The sequence below is a fragment of the Pseudomonas sp. B14-6 genome (genome assembly GCF_013260315.1).
Lineage (GTDB): Bacteria > Pseudomonadota > Gammaproteobacteria > Pseudomonadales > Pseudomonadaceae > Aquipseudomonas > Aquipseudomonas mandelii.
On the sequence record NZ_CP053929.1, the window covers coordinates 5,160,217 to 5,180,128 of the forward strand.

Here is a 19,912-nt window from a genome sequence, read left to right on the forward strand (position 1 = left end):
ACATGCAACTGATCCTTCTGGAAAAAGTCACCAACCTGGGCAACCTGGGTGACAAAGTAAACGTTAAGGCTGGTTACGGTCGTAACTACCTGCTGCCTTACGGCAAAGCTACCGCTGCGACCGCTGCCAACCTGGCTGCGTTCGAAGAGCGTCGCGCTGAGCTGGAAAAAGCCGCAGCAGACCGTAAAACTTCGGCTGAAAGCCGTGCCGCCCAACTGGCTGAGCTGGAAGTGACTATCACTGCCACCGCTGGTGACGAAGGCAAGCTGTTCGGTTCGATCGGTACTCACGACATCGCTGATGCACTGACCGCCTCTGGCGTTGAAGTGGCAAAAAGCGAAGTTCGTCTGCCGAACGGCACCATCCGCAACGTAGGCGAATTCGACGTAGCCGTGCACCTGCACGCCGAAGTTGAAGCCACCGTACGCGTTGTCGTGGTAGCAGCTTAAGCAGCACTTGTCGGCTGGCACCCTCGGGTGCTTGCCGGTAACATCGGGCACGATCCTGTTTACAGGTCGTGCCCTTTGTCTTTCTGAAACCCCCAATTTCTAGTGGCCATGAACGATATCTCCGCTCCCGAGCAATACGATCTGCAAACCGCTGCCCTGAAGGTGCCGCCGCATTCCATCGAGGCCGAACAGGCCGTGCTCGGTGGTTTGATGCTGGACAACAACGCCTGGGAACGCGTGTTGGATCAAGTGTCGGACGGCGATTTCTATCGGCATGACCACCGTTTGATCTTCCGCGCGATCGCCAAGCTCGCCGACCAGAACTCCCCCATCGACGTCGTGACCCTTGCCGAGCAATTGGACAAGGAAGGTCAGACCTCGCAGGTCGGTGGTCTCGGTTACCTGGGTGAGCTGGCGAAAAACACGCCGTCCGTCGCCAACATCAAGGCTTATGCCCAGATTGTTCGTGCGCGGGCAACCTTGCGCCAACTGATCGGTATTGCCTCCGAAATTGCCGACAGTGCCTTCAACCCGGAAGGCCGTACCGCTGAAGAGATTCTCGACGAAGCCGAGCGCCAGATCTTCCAGATCGCTGAGGCCCGGCCAAAGACCGGCGGCCCGGTGAGTGTGAATGACCTGTTGACCAAGGCTATCGACCGCATCGACACCTTGTTCAACACCGACAACGCCATTACCGGCCTGTCCACCGGTTACACCGACCTCGACGGAATGACCAGTGGCTTGCAACCGTCTGACCTGATCATCGTCGCCGGCCGTCCATCCATGGGTAAAACCACCTTTGCGATGAACCTGGTGGAAAACGCCGTGTTGCGCAGCGACAAGTGCGTACTGGTGTACTCGCTCGAGATGCCAGGCGAATCGCTGATCATGCGTATGCTGTCGTCCCTCGGCCGTATCGACCAGACCAAGGTCCGTGCCGGTCGCCTGGACGACGACGATTGGCCGCGCCTGACCTCGGCGGTCAACCTGCTCAACGATCGCAAACTGTTCATCGACGATACGGCCGGCATCAGCCCGTCGGAAATGCGTGCGCGGACCCGACGCCTGGTGCGTGAGCACGGCGACATCGCCCTGATCATGATCGACTACCTGCAATTGATGCAGATCCCGGGTTCGGGCGGTGACAACCGGACCAACGAGATTTCCGAGATCTCCCGTTCCTTGAAGGCCCTGGCCAAGGAATTCAACTGCCCGGTGGTTGCGTTGTCCCAGCTCAACCGCTCCCTGGAGCAGCGACCGAACAAACGGCCGATCAACTCCGACCTCCGGGAATCCGGAGCGATCGAGCAGGATGCTGACGTGATCATGTTCGTTTACCGGGACGAGGTGTACCACCCGGAAACCGAGCACAAAGGCATCGCCGAGATCATCATCGGCAAGCAGCGGAACGGCCCGATTGGCACGTCGCGGCTGGCGTTCATCGGCAAGTACACCCGCTTCGAAAACCTCGCACCGGGCAGCTACAACTTCGACGACGAGTAACGCCCAGGCAGGACGCTTGCCTGTGGCGAGGGAGCTTGCTCCCGCTCGGCTGCGCAGCAGTCGCAAAGCTGAGGAATGCGGTCCGTCTGGAAAAATTCGGTCGAAGGTTTTGGGGCCGCTTCGCTGCCCAGCGGGAGCAAGCTCCCTCGCCACAAGGGTTGCGCCTGGCCTCTGGATCTTTGCGCGAAACGGGCGCCGCAATTTCCGACCATAGCCGTCGGAATTGGTTGTTTTTTGTGCTATATTCCGCGCCCGCGATTTTTCATCTCAACACCGGTCATCGTCATGCAAACAGCCAAGCCGTTATTTGACTATCCCAAGTACTGGGCCGAATGTTTCGGCCCGGCGCCATTCCTGCCGATGAGCAGGGAGGAGATGGATCAGCTTGGCTGGGATTCCTGCGACATCATCATCGTCACCGGTGATGCGTACGTTGACCATCCGTCGTTCGGCATGGCAATCATCGGCCGGCTGCTGGAGTCGCAAGGCTTCCGCGTCGGGATCATTGCCCAGCCAAACTGGCAGTCCAAAGACGACTTCATGAAGCTCGGCGAGCCGAACCTGTTCTTCGGTGTCGCGGCCGGCAACATGGATTCGATGATCAACCGCTACACCGCCGACAAGAAAATCCGTTCCGATGACGCCTACACCCCGGGTGGCCTGGCGGGCAAACGTCCGGACCGCGCGAGCCTGGTTTACAGCCAGCGCTGCAAGGAAGCCTACAAGAATGTACCGATCGTGCTCGGCGGCATCGAAGCTTCCCTGCGTCGCATCGCCCACTACGATTACTGGCAGGACCGGGTGCGCAACTCGATCCTGATCGACGCCTGCGCCGACATCCTGCTCTACGGCAACGCCGAGCGTGCGATCGTCGAAGTCGCCCAGCGTCTGTCCTTCGGTCACAAGATCGAAGACATCACTGACGTGCGCGGCACCGCGTTCATCCGTCGTGACACGCCGAAGGACTGGTACGAAGTCGATTCCACGCGCATCGACCGTCCGGGCAAGGTCGACAAGATCATCAACCCGTACGTGAACACCCAGGACACCCAGGCCTGCGCGATCGAGCAGGAAAAAGGTCCGGTTGAAGACCCGAGCGAAGCCAAGGTCGTGCAGATCCTGGCCAGCCCGAAAATGACCCGCGACAAAACCGTGATTCGTCTGCCCTCGGTCGAGAAAGTCCGTGGCGATGCGGTTCTGTACGCTCACGCCAACCGCGTGCTTCACCTGGAAACCAACCCGGGCAACGCCCGCGCCTTGGTGCAGAAGCATGGCGAAGTCGACGTCTGGTTCAACCCGCCGCCGATTCCGATGACCACTGAAGAAATGGACTACGTGTTCGGCATGCCTTACGCACGGGTTCCGCACCCGGCGTATGGCAAGGAAAAAATTCCTGCCTACGACATGATTCGCTTCTCGGTGAACATCATGCGTGGCTGCTTCGGTGGCTGCACCTTCTGCTCCATCACCGAGCACGAAGGCCGGATCATCCAGAACCGTTCCGAAGAATCGATCATTCGCGAAATCGAAGAGATCCGCGACAAGGTTCCAGGCTTCACCGGCGTGATTTCCGACCTCGGTGGCCCGACTGCGAACATGTACCGCATCGCCTGCAAGAGCCCGGAAATCGAATCCGCGTGCCGCAAGCCGTCGTGCGTGTTCCCGGGCATCTGCCCCAACCTGAACACCGATCACTCATCGCTGATTCAGCTGTACCGCAGCGCCCGTGCCTTGCCGGGTGTGAAGAAGATCCTGATCGCGTCCGGTCTGCGCTACGACCTCGCGGTCGAGTCGCCGGAATACGTCAAAGAGCTGGTGACCCACCACGTCGGCGGTTACCTGAAGATCGCCCCGGAACACACCGAGGAAGGTCCGCTCAACCAGATGATGAAACCGGGCATCGGCAGCTATGACAAGTTCAAGCGCATGTTCGAGAAGTACTCCAAGGAAGCCGGGAAAGAGCAGTACCTGATTCCGTACTTCATCGCCGCCCACCCGGGCACCACCGACGAAGACATGATGAACCTGGCCCTGTGGCTCAAGGGCAACGGCTTCCGCGCCGACCAGGTGCAGGCGTTCTACCCGTCGCCGATGGCCACCGCCACCGCGATGTACCATTCGGGCAAGAACCCGCTGCGCAAGGTCACTTACAAGAGCGACGCGGTGACCATCGTCAAGAGTGAAGAGCAGCGTCGCCTGCACAAGGCGTTCTTGCGTTATCACGACCCGAAAGGCTGGCCGATGCTGCGTGAAGCGTTGACCCGCATGGGCCGCGCCGACCTGATCGGACCGGGCAAGAACCAGTTGATCCCGCTGCATCAGCCGGCGACCGACAGCTACCAGAGCGCCCGTCGCAAGAACTCGACGCCGGCCGGCAGTCACAAGGTTGCAGGGGAAAAAACCACCAAGATCCTGACCCAGCACACCGGCCTGCCACCACGTGCCAGCGATGGCGGCAATCCGTGGGACAAGCGTGAACAGGCCAAGGCGGCGGCATTCGCCCGCAACCAACAGGCGGCCAAAGATCGCAAGGACGCGGCCAAAGGCAAGGGACCGAAGCCTGCGCGCAAGCCGGTAGTGCCGCGCTAAACGCTGACCGCTGATAACAGAACGCCAACCTTCGGGTTGGCGTTTTTTATTGTCTGCTGATCGTTCCCACGCGCTGCGTGGTAATGCCTCAAGGGACGCTCCGCGTCCAGTGACGCGGAGCGTTACGGGCTGCATTCCCACACAGAGCGTGGGAACGATCGTAGGTATCTCGCCACATTTGCGTGCAATCCTCTCAAACCAATTTCCCGCATCGCCCGATTTTGGTGCTGTACTGCCTCAAGCAATCGAAGAAAGCGCCAGCGCTGCTGGATGGCATAAGTCTTGCGCGCTTTCCCAATACGCTTAAGGCTCGCAGGAGGCACGCCGTGTCGATTCATGTCGCATTGCACCACGTCACGCATTACCGCTACGACCGCGCCATCGAGCTCGGTCCGCAGATCGTTCGCTTGCGCCCGGCCGCCCACAGTCGCACGCGGATTCTGTCCTATGCGCTGAAAGTCTCCCCCGAGCAGCATTTCATCAACTGGCAGCAGGACCCCCAGGGCAATTACCTGGCGCGGTTGGTGTTCCCGGAGAAAACCGCTGAGCTGCGCATCGAGGTCGATCTGCTGGCGGAGATGGCGGTGTTCAATCCGTTCGACTTCTTCCTTGAGCCCTACGCGGAAAAGATCCCGTTCACCTACGCCTCGGATGAGCGCAAGGAACTGGCGCCGTACCTGGAAACTTTGCCCCTGACGCCGAAGTTCAAGGCCTATCTGGACGGCATCGACCGCACGCCGCTGCCGAGCGTCGACTTCCTCGTGGCGCTCAATCAGCGCCTGAGCGAAGACATCGGCTACCTGATCCGCATGGAGCCGGGGGTGCAAACCCCCGAGCACACCCTTGAACATGCGTCCGGTTCCTGCCGTGACTCGGCGTGGTTGCTGGTGCAGTTGCTGCGTAACCTCGGACTGGCGGCGCGTTTCGTCTCTGGTTATCTGATCCAGCTGACTGCCGACGTCAAAAGCCTCGACGGTCCCTCGGGCACGGAAGTGGACTTCACCGACTTGCACGCCTGGTGCGAGGTCTATTTGCCCGGCGCCGGCTGGATCGGCCTGGACGCGACGTCAGGGCTGTTTGCCGGTGAAGGGCACATTCCGTTGGCGTGCAGCCCCGATCCGGGCTCTGCGGCACCGATCAGTGGCCTGGTGGAACCGTGCGAGTGCGAGTTCACCCACGAAATGTCCGTGGAGCGGATCTGGGAAGCGCCGCGAGTAACAAAGCCCTATACCGAAGATCAGTGGTTGGCGATCCAAGCGCTGGGGCGGCAGATCGATGCCGACCTGCTGGAGGGCGACGTGCGCCTGACCATGGGCGGCGAGCCGACGTTTGTTTCCATTGACGATCCGGACGGCGCCGAGTGGAACACCGCCGCACTTGGCCCGGACAAGCGTCGGCTGTCCGCCGAGCTGTTCCAGCGCATGCGCAAACACTACGCGCCCAAAGGCCTGGTGCATTTCGGTCAGGGCAAGTGGTATCCCGGCGAACAACTGCCACGCTGGTCGCTGAACTGCTACTGGCGGCGCGATGGCGTGCCGATCTGGCACAACAGCGCGCTGATTGCCGATGAGCAGGAAGACTACGGTGCCGATGGCGAACTGGCCGGGCGTTTTCTGTCGAGTGTCGCCGAACGCCTGAAAATTCCGACACGCTTTGTTTTCCCCGCCTACGAAGACAATTTCTATTACCTCTGGCGCGAAGGCACGTTGCCGCTGAACGTCAGCGCCGAAGACTCGCGTCTTGAAGAACCGCTGGAGCGGGCCCGCCTGCGTAAAGTCTTCAGCCAGGGCCTGGACAAGGTGATCGGTCAGGTCCTGCCGCTGGCGCGCACCGCCAAGGGTGATCAATGGCAGAGCGGTCGCTGGTACCTGCGTGACGAGCACTGCCGACTGGTGCCCGGTGATTCACCGCTGGGCTATCGGCTTCCGTTGGGCTCGCAGCCATGGGTAAAAGCGGCGGAGTATCCGTTCATCCATCCTAACGATCCGAATCAGGCATTCCCCTCGCTACCAGACACTCAGCAGTTGAACAGTCCGGGAGCACCGGCCGAACCGGTCGAGCGGGAACTGAAAGTCGATGAATCCGCCGACTGGCTGACCCGCACCGCATTCTGCGCCGAGGCACGGGAAGGTCGGTTGTACCTGTTCATGCCGCCGCTGGAGCGGGTCGAAGATTATCTGGAACTGGTCACCGCGATCGAGGCCACGGCGCAGGAACTGCATTGCCCGGTGCTGCTGGAAGGCTACGAGCCGCCGAGCGATCCGCGCTTGAGCAACTTCCGTATCACCCCTGACCCGGGCGTGATTGAGGTCAATGTGCAGCCGTCCGCCACGTGGGATGAGCTGGTCGAGCGCACCGAGTTCCTCTACGAAGAAGCGCGCCAGACCCGACTGACCACCGAGAAATTCATGATCGACGGCCGGCACACCGGCACTGGCGGCGGCAACCATTTCGTCCTGGGTGGCGCGACGCCGGCTGACTCACCGTTTCTGCGCCGTCCCGACCTGCTGCGCAGCCTGATCAGTTACTGGCATAACCACCCGTCCTTGTCCTACTTGTTTTCCGGATTGTTCATCGGCCCGACGTCCCAGGCGCCGCGTGTCGATGAAGCGCGCAACGATGCCTTGTACGAACTGGAAATCGCTTTCGCCCAGATGCCGGAGCCGGGCGAGGAGTGTGCGCCGTGGCTGGTCGACCGGTTGCTGCGCAATTTGCTGATCGACGTGACCGGCAATACGCACCGCGCCGAGTTCTGCATCGACAAGCTCTATTCGCCGGATGGCGCGACGGGGCGGCTTGGATTGCTTGAGTTGCGCGCCTTTGAAATGCCACCGCATGCGCGCATGAGCCTGGCGCAACAGTTGCTGCTGCGGGCGCTGGTGGCGCGGTTCTGGCGCGAGCCGTATGCGCCGCCGAAACTGGCGCGCTGGGGCACTGAGCTGCATGACCGGTTCCTGCTGCCGCACTTTATCGAGCAGGATTTCGCCGATGTGATCGTCGATCTCAATGCCGCCGGTTATCCCGTGCGCGCAGAGTGGTTTGCCGCGCATCTGGAATTTCGTTTTCCCAAGGTCGGCGATTACGCCGTCAGCGGCATCGAGCTGGAAGTGCGTCAGGCGCTGGAGCCTTGGCATGTGCTGGGTGAGGAGGGCGCGGTCGGCGGCACGGTGCGCTACGTGGATTCGTCGCTGGAACGCTTGCAGGTGAAGCTCACCGGTCTGGCACCGCAGCGTTATTTGCTGACGTGCAATGGCGTTCCCGTACCGTTGCAGCCGACCGGCCGCGTCGGCGAGTTCGTTGCCGGCGTGCGTTTCCGCGCCTGGCAACCGGCCAACTGCCTGCAACCGACCATCCCGGTCCACGCGCCGTTGGTGTTCGACCTGCTCGACACCTGGATGCAGCGTTCGCTGGGGGGCTGTCAATACCACGTCGCCCATCCGGGCGGGCGTAATTACGACAGCTTGCCGGTGAATGCCAATGAGGCCGAGAGCCGACGGATGGCGCGTTTCTTCCGCATCGGACACAGCCCGGGGAAACTTCCGATACCGATTCTGGAAATTAATGACGAGCTGCCGATGACGCTCGATTTACGACGTTTCTAAACCGTACACGACGCTCGGATTTTTCGTCTATCCGGGCGTCATGAGCCTGCGTTAGTCTGACCGTTCTTTGCTGTCTGCCGAGCTTTCCATGCCTGACCTGCTTGACCGCTACCCGCTGACGGCGGGCACTTATCACGAACTGCTCGACGACAGCGGCGCCGTGCGCCCCCACTGGCGCCGGTTGTTCGACCAATTGCAACGCAGCACGCCAGCGCAATTGGTGCAGCGTCAGGCTTTGTTGACCCGGCAGATCCAGGAAAACGGCGTGACCTACAACGTCTACGCCGACCCCAAGGGCGCGGATCGGCCGTGGGAGCTTGACCTGCTGCCGCATGTGATTGCGGCAGATGAGTGGCAGCAGTTATCGGCCGGGATTGCCCAGCGAGCTCGGTTGTTGAACGCCGTGCTGGCAGACCTTTACGGCCCGCAGCGATTGATTGCCGAAGGGCTGCTGCCGGCGGAACTGGTATTTGGCCACAACAATTTCCTCTGGCCCTGTCAGGGCATTACGCCGCCGGACGGGGCTTTTCTGCATTTGTACGCCGTGGATCTGGCGCGCACGCCGGATGGCCGCTGGTGGGTGACGGCGGACCGGACTCAAGCGCCTTCCGGTGCCGGTTATGCGCTGGAAAACCGTACCATCGTGTCCCGAGCGTTTCCCGAGTTGTATCGCGACCTGAAGGTGCAGCACCTGGCCGGGTTCTTCCGCACGCTCCAGGAAACCCTCGTCCGCCAGGCGCCAAACGATGAAGACGCGCCACTGATCGTGCTGCTGACGCCGGGGCGTTTCAACGAAAGCTATTTCGAACATCTCTATCTGGCGCGTCAGCTCGGTTATCCACTGGTGGAAGGCGGCGACCTCACGGTGCGCGATGCCACGGTCTACCTGAAGACCCTCAGTGGCCTGCGTCGGGTTCACGCGATCATGCGTCGGCTCGACGATGATTTCTGCGATCCGCTGGAACTGCGTACCGACTCGGCACTCGGTGTGCCGGGCTTGCTCGAAGCCGTGCGGCAGGGGCGCGTGCTGGTGGCCAATGCCCTCGGCAGCGGAGTACTCGAGTCGCCGGGGTTGCTGGGCTTTTTGCCGAAGATCAATCAATTCCTGTTCGGCGAAGAACTGATCCTTCCGTCCATTGCGACGTGGTGGTGTGGCGAAGCGCCGGTGCTGGCCCAGGCGCTGGAGAAACTGCCGGAATTGCTGATCAAACCCGCCTTCCCGTCGCAAAGCTTCGCCCCTGTATTTGGCCGCGATTTGAGTGAAAAACAGCGTCAGGCTTTGGCTGAGCGCATGCAGGCGCGGCCTTATGCGTATGTTGCGCAAGAATTGGCGCAATTGTCCCAGGCGCCGATCTGGCAGGCCGAGGACGGTCAGCTGCAACCGCGAGCCATTGGAATGCGTATGTATGCAGTGGCCAGTCAAGACGGTTATCGGGTGTTGCCGGGCGGATTGACCCGGGTGGCCGCCGAAGCGGATGCGGAAGTGGTGTCGATGCAGCGCGGCGGTGCGAGTAAGGACACCTGGGTATTGGGGGATCGTCCGCCGAGCGGCGAGCAATGGAAAACCCAGCGCACGATCGGTGTGCATGACCTGGTTCGGCGCGATCCGTACCTGCCGTCGCGGGTGGTCGAGAACCTGTTCTGGTTTGGCCGCTATTGCGAACGCTGTGATAACAGCGCGCGATTGTTGCGGATCATGCTGGCGCGCTACGTCGATGGCGATGACCCGCAGGCCCTGGACGCGGCGGTCGACCTCGGCGAGCGCCTCAATCTGTTGCCAGACGAAGGTGAGTTGCCCGAGCGGTTGTTGGCGGCGTTACTCGGCGATGATTGGCCCTTCAGCCTGCGCTCCAATTTGCAGCGCTTGCAGTGGGCCGCCTCGCAAGTGCGCGGCAAGCTCTCGCGGGAAAACTGGCAGGCGCTGGTGGAATTGCAGCGCGAAGCCATGGAGCTGGAAACCGAAGAGCCGGATTTCGGTGAGTTGCTGGACTTCCTCAACCGGCTGGTGATGTCCCTGGCGGCACTGTCCGGTTTTGCCCTGGACGACATGACCCGGGATGAAGGCTGGCGTTTTCTGATGATCGGTCGGCGGATCGAGCGTCTGCAATTTCTCAGCGCCAGCCTGGCGGCGTTTCTGCGCGGTGCCGGTGCCTTCGATCAGGCTGGGCTGGAATGGCTGCTGGAACTGGGCAACAGCAGCATCACATACCGCTCGCGGTACCTGGCGGTGGCGCAGTTGATTCCGGTGCTCGATCTGTTGCTACTCGACGAGCAGAACCCTCATGCGGTGCTGTTCCAGTTGAAACTGGTGACCCGCACCCTGAAACGCTTGAACGATGATTTTGGCGTGCCTCGCGAAGCCGGTCTGCCGCAACTGGTAGAGCGTCTGGCGCGGTTCGATCTGGGTTGCCTGGAGAATTCGTTGTTCGGCGAAGCCAGCGTTCGCGCCGCCATCAACGGTCTGGCCGATCTGCTGCAAGAGATCGCCGATGCCAGCGGGCAAGTGTCGGATCGTCTGGCCTTGCGCCATTTCGCCCATGTCGATGATGTCAGCCAGCGCACGGTGTCCGTCTGATGAGCGCCCGTTACCAGATTCTCCACGACACCCATTATCACTACGACAGCCCGGTGTCCCTGGCCCAGCAACTCGCGCACCTGTGGCCACGTGTCTGTGCCTGGCAACGCTGCATCGAACAACACTTGCAGATCAGTCCCGACCCGACCTCACGCCGGGATGAATTGGATGTGTTTGGCAATCCGCTCACCCGGTTGGCGTTTGAGCGGCCGCATGATGAATTGCTGGTCAACGCCCGGCTTACGGTCGAGGTGCTGGCCCGGCCAACGCTGGATTTCAATCAATCCCCCGCGTGGGAAGAAACCCGCAATGCGCTGACCTACAGCAGTCAGCCGCTTTCTACAGATTTACTGGAAGCGTGCCGTTACCGGTTTGAATCGCCTTATGTGCATCTGAAGCGCAACTTTGTCGAATTCTCGGAAAGCTGTTTTCCACCGGGACAGCCTTTGTTGCTGGGCGTCCAGGCGTTGATGGAGAAGATTTTCAGCGAATTCACCTTCGACGCCGAGGCGACTCAAGTGGCAACGCCGCTGGTGGAGGTGCTGGAGCGTCGGCGCGGGGTCTGTCAGGACTTCGCGCACCTGATGCTCGCTTGCGTGCGTTCCCGTGGACTGGCGGCGCGTTACATCAGCGGCTACCTGCTGACCCAACCACCGCCCGGCCAGCCACGACTGATCGGTGCCGATGCCTCGCATGCCTGGGTTTCGGTGTTTTGCCCGGTGCTGGGCTGGGTGGATTTTGATCCGACCAACAATGTGCAACCGGCGCTGGAGCACATCACCCTGGCCTGGGGACGGGATTTTTCCGATGTGTCGCCGTTGCGTGGGGTGATTCTGGGGGCGGCAATCACGACCCCGAGGTCCGCGTCACCGTGATGCCCCTGGACTAACAAAATCCCCTGTAGGAGCGGTGTAAGTCAGTTCGGGATGGGGTGTTTCAGATTGGCCTGTGAGGGTCAGCAAGGAACTGCTGACCCTGGACACAGATCCGGTGGGCCTGATCAGATCATCGGGCCCTGAGGGTCTCAGGCGTCGGGCGCCTGATCTTTCGGTGCTTCAGTTTCGTCTGTAGCCACTTCGCCTTCGGCATCCGGGTTCAGTGCTGCTGCTTCTTCTTCAGCTGTAGCTTTCTTGCGCTGAAGCTTTTCCTCTTTCTTCTGCTCCTTGGCCAAGTCTCTCTGACGTTTGGCGAAGGAATAATTAGGTTTAGCCATGGGCGATCCTCTGGGGTCGAAGGTGAGGTTGAGCGGCGCATATTCTGCCCTGTATCGGGACCGAGCCGTTAGCTGGGTTTTTGCTCTGTCCATTTGGGCACCACTGTCGGCTGCCAAGCGTCCAGCGCATCGATCAGGGTTTGCGGCGATTCGCTCACTTGCAGCATGTCACGGTGCGCTTCGCGAACGAAGCCTTCGCCGACGATATGATCAAGAAAACCGGTCAATTTGCTATAGAAACCGTTCACTTCCAGCAACCCGAGCGGTTTGCCATGGTAGCCGAGCTGGCCCCAGGTCCAGACTTCAAACAATTCTTCCAGGGTGCCCAGGCCTCCGGGCAGCGCGATGAAGGCATCGCTGAGCTCGGCCATTCGCGCCTTGCGCGCATGCATGCCGTCGACCACCTCCAGACGAGTCAGGCCGCTGTGGCCGATTTCCTTGTCTTTGAGGCTTTGCGGAATGATCCCGATCACTTCGCCGCCGGCCGCCAGTGCCGCATCGGCGACGATGCCCATCAGCCCGACGGCACCGCCGCCATAAACCAAGGTCAGCTTGCGCTCGGCCAGTGCTCGCCCGAGGGCGACAGCCGCTTCACGATAAGCCGGACTGGTGCCGGTGCTGGCACCGCAAAATACACAAACGGACGCTAAAGACATGCCTTACTCCACGGTCAGGATGGCCATAGAGTAAAGGCAGGCGGGCGGCGCTCCAAGGTCTAAACTTCGCGTTCAGGTGTTTCGTAGGTGCCGCTGGCGCCACAGGCATAAGCGGCGAGCAAACTGCGCAACAGGCTGTTAAAGGACATGACAGGCGCTCCAGATCAGGGATGACGGCCTGATGATAGGGCCGGGCCAGACGTCTGGTTGGTAGATTGTTTCGATAGGTGTCATAGCCCGAAAGTTGTATACAATTTTTGATTCAGGTCATAGGAACTTGCGCAGTTTTCAGGCAGTCTTCTGTCCATTCGCACTTTTGTTAACCCCTGCCTTGGAGATTCACCATGTTTGCCAAACTTGTTGCGGTATCCCTGCTGACACTGGCCAGCAGCCAACTGATGGCTGCTGAATGCAAGGTCACTGTCGACTCCACCGATCAAATGTCCTTCAACACCAAGGCCATCGAAATCGACAAAAGCTGCAAGACGTTTACCGTAGAACTGACCCACTCCGGCAGCCTGCCGAAAAATGTCATGGGCCATAACCTGGTGATCAGTAAAGCGGCAGATATGCAGCCGATCGCTACCGATGGCCTGGCAGCCGGTATCGACAAAAACTATCTGAAAGACGGTGATGATCGCGTTATTGCTCATACCAAAATCATCGGAGCCGGAGAGAAGGATACGCTGACCATCGATGTATCGAAGCTGACAGCGGGCACCGATTACGGCTTCTTCTGCTCGTTCCCGGGCCACATCTCGATGATGAAAGGTACGGTTACCCTGAAGTAATCGATTCGAGTACATAAAAAAGCGTCCCGATTGGGACGCTTTTTTTGTGCCTGACGAAAGACCGAGTCATCGTTCATCGTCGGAACGCCGCCCGGAGCCGGTTCGCTCCCACAGGTACAGCGTTGTCCTTGTGGGAGCGAGCCTGCTCGCGATGGCGTCAGTACAGACGCCGCAGCTTCAAGGCGCGAACGGCATCACGCGCTTGTGATGGGTCTTTTTATACGTATCGCAAATAATCCTGAACGCTTCCTCACGCACCGGCTGACCGTGCAGGAACGCGTCGATCTCGGCATAGGTCACGCCGTGGGACGCTTCGTCGGGTTTGCCCGGCGACAGGTCTTCAAGGTCGGCGGTCGGGATTTTTTCCACCAGCGATTCCGGCGCGCCGAAACTGCGGGCGATGTCTCGAACCTGGTTTTTCACCAGGCCACTCAACGGGGCCAGGTCGCAGGCGCCATCACCGAACTTGGTGAAGAAACCCATCACCGCTTCCGCCGCGTGGTCGGTACCGATGACCAGCCCGTGCGCCGCGCCGGCGATGGTGTACTGGGCGACCATGCGCATCCGCGCCTTGGTGTTGCCGAGCACGAAATCCACCGAGACCGCGTGCTTGCCTTCGAAAGCCGCCACTTCATTGGCCAGGGCTTTCACCGCCGGGCCGATGTTCACGGTGTGACGTTCGTCCGGGGCGATGAAATCCACCGAGGCCTGGGCATCGTGTTCATCGAACTGGGTTTCATAAGGCAGGCGCACGGCGATGAACTTGTAGCTTTTGTCGCTGGTTTGCTCGCGCAACTCACGCATGGCGCGTTGGGCCAGCAGGCCGGCGGTCAGCGAGTCGACGCCGCCGCTGATGCCGAGCACCAGGGTCTTGAGCCCGGAATTGACCAGGCAATCCTGAATGAAGCTGACCCGCCGGGCGACCTCGGCCTCAAGGGCTGCGTGGTCGGCGAATGGCGGCTGAACCTTGAGCTGCTCAGCAATCTCACGCTGTACGGCTTGCATGAATTCACTCCTTGCTAGTGGTGCCAGATGTGCTGGAAAGGGCGGCAGGTACTTTGAAAACGTGTCGCAAATAGGCGACGAAATTTGGGTCTTTGCAGTGAGTCTTGCCAGGCTCATCGGAAATCTTTGCCACGGGCTGGCCGTTGCAGGCCGCCATTTTAAGCACGATGCTCATCGGTTCGACACCCGGAATATCACACGTCAGGTTGGTGCCGATCCCGAAGCTGACATTAATCCGACCGCGCAACGCCCGAAATATTTCCAGGGATTTTGGCAGCGTCAGGCTGTCGGAGAACGTCAGGGTCTTGCTCATCGGGTCGATGCCCAGCTTTTGATAGTGGGCGATCGCCTTTTCTGCCCAGATCACCGGATCGCCGGAGTCATGGCGCAGGCCGTCGAAGAGCTTGGCAAAGAACAGGTCGAAGTCGTTAAGAAAGGCATCCATGGTGATGCAGTCGGTCAGGGCGATCCCCAGCAGCCCCCGATACTCGCGCACCCAGCAATCGAGGGCGGCAATCTGGCTGTCGATCAGTCGGGGACCGAGCTGCTGATGCGCCATGATCCATTCGTGGGCCATGGTGCCCAAAGGTTTCATGTCCAGTTCCCGTGACAGATGCACGTTGCTGGTACCGACGAAACGCCCGGGGAAATCGTGCTTGAGCACGTTCACCACTTCTTCCTGCACGCGGAACGAGAAGCGACGGCGTGTGCCGAAATCGGCTACCTGCAGTTCGGACAATTCGTCGCTGCTGGCGTTGGCGGTCAACCAGTCGAACTTGCGGTAGAGCTGCTCGCGAGCCTGTTCCAGAACAATTTCGCGGTAGCGATAGCGGTTGCGCACTTCGCTGACGATGGAAAGCAGCGGTACTTCAAACAGAATCACATGCAACCACGGCCCGCGCAGGCGGATGAACAGCTCGCCGTTTTCGATACCCGTGTGGACGTAACGCAGGTTGAAGCGGAACAGCCCGAGAAAGCGCAGGAAATCCGGCTTCATGAAGCTGATGCGTTCCATGAAGCTCAACTGGTCGGCGCTCAGGCTCAACTCGGCCAGGCGTTCGATCTGGAAGCGGATTTCTGCCAGATACGGGCGCAGATCCTCATTGTTACGGCAACGAAACTCCCATTCGACTTCCACGTTCGGGTAGTTGTGCAGCACCGCCTGCATCATCGTCAGTTTGTAGAAATCGGTGTCGAGCAGGTTCTGCACAATGCGATCGCCAAACACGCTCTCGCTCATAACGGGGTTCTCCAGGCGGGCCGCGGCCTGTGGTCGCGACGTTTCAGCTGTTTCTATGAATGGGGCTAGTGGCGCATATCAGAGGCAGTTATTGCCAGCGATTTTTTAGACAGTGCATATCCTTGTGGCGAGGGAGCTTGCTCCTGCTGGGGTGCGAAGCGCCCCCAATACAGGACTGCTGCGCAGCCCAACGGGAGCAAGCTCCCTCGCCACAAGAATTAGCCGGGGCTTCAAATCTACGGCGCATCCGGGCTGTCGATCTGCTCCAGCATCCACTTCACAAAATCGCGCACCTTGGGCACTTCCGCCGAGTGCTCGGGATACGCCAGGTAATAGGCATCCGTGCTTGGCATCGCGTGTTTCCAGGGGATAACCAGTTTGCCGTCCGCCAACTCTTCTTCCACCAAAAACCTTGGCAGCAGCGCCACGCCGCAGCCGACCTGGGCGGCGCGGATGCACATATAAAACGTTTCGAAGCGCGGGCCGTGGTAGCTGTGTTCGGTGTGGTAGCCCTGGCTGTCGAACCAATCGTGCCAGGCCTGGGGCCGCGAGGCGTTTTGCAGCAGGACGAGGTCGGCGAGCTGCGTAGGGTCGGTGAACGGCGTGTCCGGCAGGCTGCCCGGCGCGCAGACCGGCACCAGCTCCTCGCCAAACAGCTTCAGGCATTCGGTGCCGGGCCGAGAGCCTTGGCCGAAGTAGAACGCCAGGTCGCTGCGACCTTGCAGCAAATCGTCGGCTTCCTGCTCGCTGCACAGGTCCAGATGGATTGACGGGTGGCGCAGGCGCCAGCCTTTCAGGCGTGGCACCAGCCAGCGCGCGCCGAAGGTCGGCGGCGTCGAAACCCGCAAGACTTCGGTTTCGCCGCCGTAGGAACGTAGGTAATGGGTCGACATCTCGACCTGGGTGAGGATTTTTCGTACTTCCACCAGGTACAAATCACCGGCCGGGGTCATTTGCAGACGTCGGCGCACCCGGCGGAACAGCAAGTGCTGCAACAACTCTTCGAGTTGCGCGACCTGTTTGCTGACGGCGCTCTGGGTCAGGTTCAGCTCTTCGGCGGCCCGGGTGAAGCTTAAATGCCGGGTCACGGCCTCGAAACACTGCAGTGCGGTGATCGACGGCAAATAGCGTTTATTCAGCATGGACGGTCCTTTTTCTTGTTTCTTTTACTGCCAGCAATTCAAAGCATGAATAAACGGAATGATATCTCTCTTAAAGGTCGTTTGTTGGGTAACCTCCGGGGAGCTAAAACTACAGGTCTGATCAGCCGTGAATGTCCGGCTGTACGTTTTCTGTTTTTTGCTCGAGGAGTGACCCATGGTTGCCGCATTGCTTGATCGTCTTGGTGTGAACCCGGCCCTGTACCAGAACGGCAAAGTGCCGGTGCATTCGCCGATCGATGGCAGCCGGATCGCTGCCGTGAACTGGGAAGGCGCCGCTGAAGTCGAGCAGCACATCAGTCGTGCAGATCATGCGTTCGAATTGTGGCGCAAGGTCCCGGCCCCGCGCCGTGGCGAACTGGTGCGTCAACTGGGCGACATCCTGCGCGAATACAAGGCCGACCTCGGCGAGCTGGTGTCCTGGGAAGCCGGCAAGATCACCCAGGAAGGCCTGGGTGAAGTTCAGGAAATGATCGACATCTGCGATTTCGCCGTCGGCCTGTCCCGTCAGCTGTACGGTCTGACCATCGCGTCCGAGCGTCCTGGCCACCACATGCGCGAAACCTGGCACCCGCTGGGCGTCGTCGGCGTCATCAGCGCCTTCAACTTCCCGGTTGCGGTCTGGGCCTGGAACACCACGCTGGCGCTGGTCTGCGGCAACCCGGTGATCTGGAAACCGTCCGAGAAAACCCCGCTGACCGCACTGGCTTGTCAGGCGCTGTTCGACCGCGTACTGAAGAACTTCAGCGACGCACCTCCACACCTCAGCCAAGTGATCATCGGCGGCCGCGATGCCGGCGAAGCGCTGGTCGATGACCCGCGTGTCGCGCTGATCAGCGCCACTGGCAGCACCCGCATGGGCCGTGAAGTGGCGCCGAAAATCGCCGCCCGTTTCGCCCGCAGCATTCTGGAGCTGGGCGGCAACAACGCCATGATCCTCGCCCCAAGCGCCGACCTGGACATGGCCGTCCGCGCCATCCTGTTCAGCGCCGTCGGCACCGCCGGTCAGCGTTGCACCACGTTGCGTCGCCTGATTGCCCATGAGTCGGTGAAGGAAGAAATCGTCACTCGCCTCAAGGCTGCCTATTCCAAGGTCCGCATCGGCAATCCGCTCGAGGGCAACCTGATCGGTCCGCTGATCGACAAAAACAGTTTCGAAAACATGCAGGACGCGCTGGAACAAGCCTTGAGCGAAGGCGGCCGGGTGTTTGGCGGCGAACGCCAGCTGGAAGACAAATACCCGAACGCTTATTACGTCTCGCCGGCCATCGTTGAAATGCCGGAGCAGAGCGATGTGGTCTGCAATGAAACCTTCGCACCGATCTTGTACGTGGTCGGTTACAAGGACTTCGACGAAGCGCTGCGTCTGAACAACTCGGTGCCACAAGGCCTGTCCTCGTGCATATTCACCACCGACGTGCGTGAAGCCGAACAGTTCATGTCGGCGGTGGGCAGCGACTGCGGCATCGCCAACGTCAACATCGGCCCGAGCGGTGCGGAAATTGGCGGCGCGTTCGGTGGCGAGAAAGAAACCGGTGGTGGGCGTGAGTCGGGCTCCGATGCATGGCGCGGCTACATGCGCCGCCAGACCAACACCGTGAACTACTCGCTGGAGTTGCCGTTGGCGCAGGGTATTACGTTCGACTGATCCTCGAGTCGAACAGTGATCCCCTGTAGGAGTGAGCCTGCTCGCGATTGCGGTCTATCAGTCAACATAGATGTTGAATGTTAAATCGCTATCGCGAGCAGGCTCACTCCTACATTTTGAACTGTGTGTTGGTTAGGTTTCTGTTGGAGTCTGGCAATGCCGTTACGCGAAGAGTGTCTGTGGGAAAAACTGACGCCGCAAAGGCCCGACAATGCCGCGCTCAAGGGCGAAGTTACCGTCGATGTCTGCGTCATTGGTGCCGGTTTCACCGGCCTGTCGGCGGCGGTGCATCTACTTGAAAAAGGTAAAAAGGTCTGCGTGCTCGAAGCCCATCGCGCCGGTCACGGCGGTTCGGGGCGCAACGTCGGTCTGGTCAACGCCGGGATGTGGATTCCACCGGACGAGATCGAAGCCGGGTTCGGCGAAGCGGTGGGCAGTCAGCTCAATCGCATGCTGGGTGCAGCGCCATCGCTGGTGTTCAGCCTAGTCGACAAATACAACATCGATTGCCAGTTACGCCGCGAAGGCACGCTGCACATGGCGCACAACGCCCGTGGCGAAGCCGATCTGCGCAGTCGCGAAGAACAATGGAAACGTCGCGGAGCACCGGTCGAACTGCTGACCGGGCAATCCTGCGAACAAGCGACGGGTACCAAAAAGATTGCTGCCGCGCTGCTCGACAAGCGTGCCGGCACGATCAATCCGATGGCTTACACCACGGGGCTGGCCAAAGCGGCCATCAGCCTCGGGGCCAACTGTTCGATCATTCTCCGGTGACCCGACTTGAACGTCAGGGCCAACGCTGGTCGGTGCAAACCGCTCAGGGATCAGTGCTCGCCGAGCAAGTGGTCATCGCCTCCAACGCTTATACCGAAGGTGACTGGACGGAGTTGCGGCGCAATTTCTTCCCCGGTTATTACTATCAAGTGGCGTCGGTCCCGCTGACCGAAGACGCCGCGCAGCAAATTCTGCCCGGCGGCCAGGGTTCCTGGGACACGCGCCAGGTACTGAGCAGTATTCGTCGCGACAAAGACGGCCGTCTGTTGCTGGGCAGCCTCGGTAACGGCAATCAGAAACCGGCCTGGTTCCTCAAGGCCTGGGCCGATCGGGTGCAGCAGCACTATTTCCCCTACCTCAAACCCGTGGAATGGGAATGCACCTGGACCGGTTGCATCGCGTTTACCCCGGACCATTTGATGCGTTTGTTCGAGCCGGCGCCCGGTTTAGTGGCAGTCACCGGTTACAACGGCCGGGGCGTGACAACGGGGACGGTGGTCGGCAAAGCCTTTGCCGATTATCTGTGTAACGGAAATCCTGAGGCGCTACCCATTCCCTTTGCCCCCATGCAGCCATTGGCCGGGGTGGGTTTGCGCAGTTGTTTGTACGAGGCCGGTTTCTCGCTGTATCACGCAGGCCAGTGCTTGCGGATCGTTATTTGATTGTTGAAATTTGTTGCTGGGAGCGGCGCTTTTTCGCGCAGC

At 60.4% G+C, this 19,912-nt stretch carries 12 protein-coding genes and 2 pseudogenes; 9 read left to right on the plus strand and 5 right to left on the minus strand.

All coding sequences use genetic code 11. From position 1 onward, the window contains the following. Positions 1-2 precede the first annotated feature (2 nt). From rplI to HP062_RS23555, 6 genes and pseudogenes are all read left to right on the plus strand, one after another. Positions 3-449 carry a 50S ribosomal protein L9 gene (gene rplI / locus HP062_RS23530; RefSeq protein WP_003197251.1) on the plus strand — a complete coding sequence of 149 codons (447 nt, stop codon included), beginning with the start codon at positions 3-5 and terminating at the stop codon, positions 447-449. Positions 450-557: 108 nt separating this feature from the next. Further along, positions 558-1,952, plus strand: a complete 1,395-nt coding sequence (gene dnaB, locus HP062_RS23535; RefSeq protein WP_010464182.1) for a replicative DNA helicase — start codon at positions 558-560, stop codon at positions 1,950-1,952. A 285-nt stretch (positions 1,953-2,237) separates the two neighbouring features. Continuing rightward, complete coding sequence (locus tag HP062_RS23540; protein ID WP_077748929.1) at positions 2,238-4,541, plus strand: YgiQ family radical SAM protein; 2,304 nt, start codon at positions 2,238-2,240, stop codon at positions 4,539-4,541. Between the two features lie 326 nt (positions 4,542-4,867). Further along, complete coding sequence (locus HP062_RS23545) at positions 4,868-8,143, plus strand: DUF2126 domain-containing protein (RefSeq protein WP_172792097.1); 3,276 nt, start codon at positions 4,868-4,870, stop codon at positions 8,141-8,143. Positions 8,144-8,231: 88 nt separating this feature from the next. Next, the gene (locus tag HP062_RS23550; RefSeq protein WP_154912015.1) at positions 8,232-10,718 is read left to right on the plus strand and encodes a circularly permuted type 2 ATP-grasp protein; all 2,487 of its coding nucleotides are present in this window, start codon (positions 8,232-8,234) and stop codon (positions 10,716-10,718) included. Next, positions 10,718-11,607, plus strand: a pseudogene (locus HP062_RS23555) (transglutaminase N-terminal domain-containing protein). The gene HP062_RS23550 and the pseudogene HP062_RS23555 overlap by 1 nt, the downstream one beginning before the upstream one ends. A gap of 135 nt (positions 11,608-11,742) precedes the next feature. On the opposite strand, the gene HP062_RS23560 reads toward HP062_RS23555, so the two are convergent. Beyond that, complete coding sequence (locus tag HP062_RS23560; protein WP_007947526.1) at positions 11,743-11,931, minus strand: hypothetical protein; 189 nt, start codon at positions 11,929-11,931, stop codon at positions 11,743-11,745. A gap of 68 nt (positions 11,932-11,999) precedes the next feature. Next, complete coding sequence (locus HP062_RS23565; RefSeq protein ID WP_010464168.1) at positions 12,000-12,587, minus strand: TIGR00730 family Rossman fold protein; 588 nt, start codon at positions 12,585-12,587, stop codon at positions 12,000-12,002. A gap of 344 nt (positions 12,588-12,931) precedes the next feature. On the opposite strand from HP062_RS23565, the gene azu reads away from it, so the two are divergent. Continuing rightward, on the plus strand, positions 12,932-13,378 hold the full coding sequence (azu, locus tag HP062_RS23570; protein WP_172792099.1) for an azurin: 447 nt from the start codon (positions 12,932-12,934) through the stop codon (positions 13,376-13,378). A 177-nt stretch (positions 13,379-13,555) separates the two neighbouring features. Here the strand turns inward: azu and nadE are convergent, their stop codons facing one another. The 3 genes from nadE to HP062_RS23585 form a co-directional block, all read right to left on the minus strand. Then, entirely contained in the window at positions 13,556-14,383 is an 828-nt protein-coding gene (gene nadE / locus HP062_RS23575) for an ammonia-dependent NAD(+) synthetase (RefSeq protein ID WP_010464159.1), read from the minus strand. Between the two features lie 4 nt (positions 14,384-14,387). Next, positions 14,388-15,623 carry a nicotinate phosphoribosyltransferase gene (gene pncB / locus HP062_RS23580; RefSeq protein ID WP_172792100.1) on the minus strand — a complete coding sequence of 412 codons (1,236 nt, stop codon included), beginning with the start codon at positions 15,621-15,623 and terminating at the stop codon, positions 14,388-14,390. A gap of 236 nt (positions 15,624-15,859) precedes the next feature. Beyond that, positions 15,860-16,765, minus strand: coding sequence for a LysR family transcriptional regulator (locus HP062_RS23585; RefSeq protein ID WP_083375171.1), 906 nt, complete (start codon positions 16,763-16,765; stop codon positions 15,860-15,862). 175 nt (positions 16,766-16,940) lie between these two features. Between HP062_RS23585 and HP062_RS23590 the strand changes: the two genes are divergently transcribed. Both HP062_RS23590 and HP062_RS23595 read left to right on the plus strand, forming a co-directional pair. After that, positions 16,941-18,431, plus strand: a complete 1,491-nt coding sequence (locus tag HP062_RS23590; RefSeq protein WP_010464154.1) for an aldehyde dehydrogenase family protein — start codon at positions 16,941-16,943, stop codon at positions 18,429-18,431. Positions 18,432-18,587: 156 nt separating this feature from the next. After that, positions 18,588-19,870, plus strand: a pseudogene (locus tag HP062_RS23595) (NAD(P)/FAD-dependent oxidoreductase). The last annotated feature ends 42 nt before the right edge of the window (positions 19,871-19,912 follow it).

Coding starts and splice junctions, on each gene's coding strand:
- rplI (WP_003197251.1), top strand. CDS start 3: ATGCAACTGATCCTTCTGGAAAAAGTCACCAACCTGGGCAACCTGGGT.
- dnaB (WP_010464182.1), top strand. CDS start 558: ATGAACGATATCTCCGCTCCCGAGCAATACGATCTGCAAACCGCTGCC.
- HP062_RS23540 (WP_077748929.1), top strand. CDS start 2,238: ATGCAAACAGCCAAGCCGTTATTTGACTATCCCAAGTACTGGGCCGAA.
- HP062_RS23550 (WP_154912015.1), top strand. CDS start 8,232: ATGCCTGACCTGCTTGACCGCTACCCGCTGACGGCGGGCACTTATCAC.
- HP062_RS23560 (WP_007947526.1), bottom strand. CDS start 11,931: ATGGCTAAACCTAATTATTCCTTCGCCAAACGTCAGAGAGACTTGGCC.
- HP062_RS23565 (WP_010464168.1), bottom strand. CDS start 12,587: ATGTCTTTAGCGTCCGTTTGTGTATTTTGCGGTGCCAGCACCGGCACC.
- azu (WP_172792099.1), top strand. CDS start 12,932: ATGTTTGCCAAACTTGTTGCGGTATCCCTGCTGACACTGGCCAGCAGC.
- nadE (WP_010464159.1), bottom strand. CDS start 14,383: ATGCAAGCCGTACAGCGTGAGATTGCTGAGCAGCTCAAGGTTCAGCCG.
- pncB (WP_172792100.1), bottom strand. CDS start 15,623: ATGAGCGAGAGCGTGTTTGGCGATCGCATTGTGCAGAACCTGCTCGAC.
- HP062_RS23585 (WP_083375171.1), bottom strand. CDS start 16,765: ATGCTGAATAAACGCTATTTGCCGTCGATCACCGCACTGCAGTGTTTC.
- HP062_RS23590 (WP_010464154.1), top strand. CDS start 16,941: ATGGTTGCCGCATTGCTTGATCGTCTTGGTGTGAACCCGGCCCTGTAC.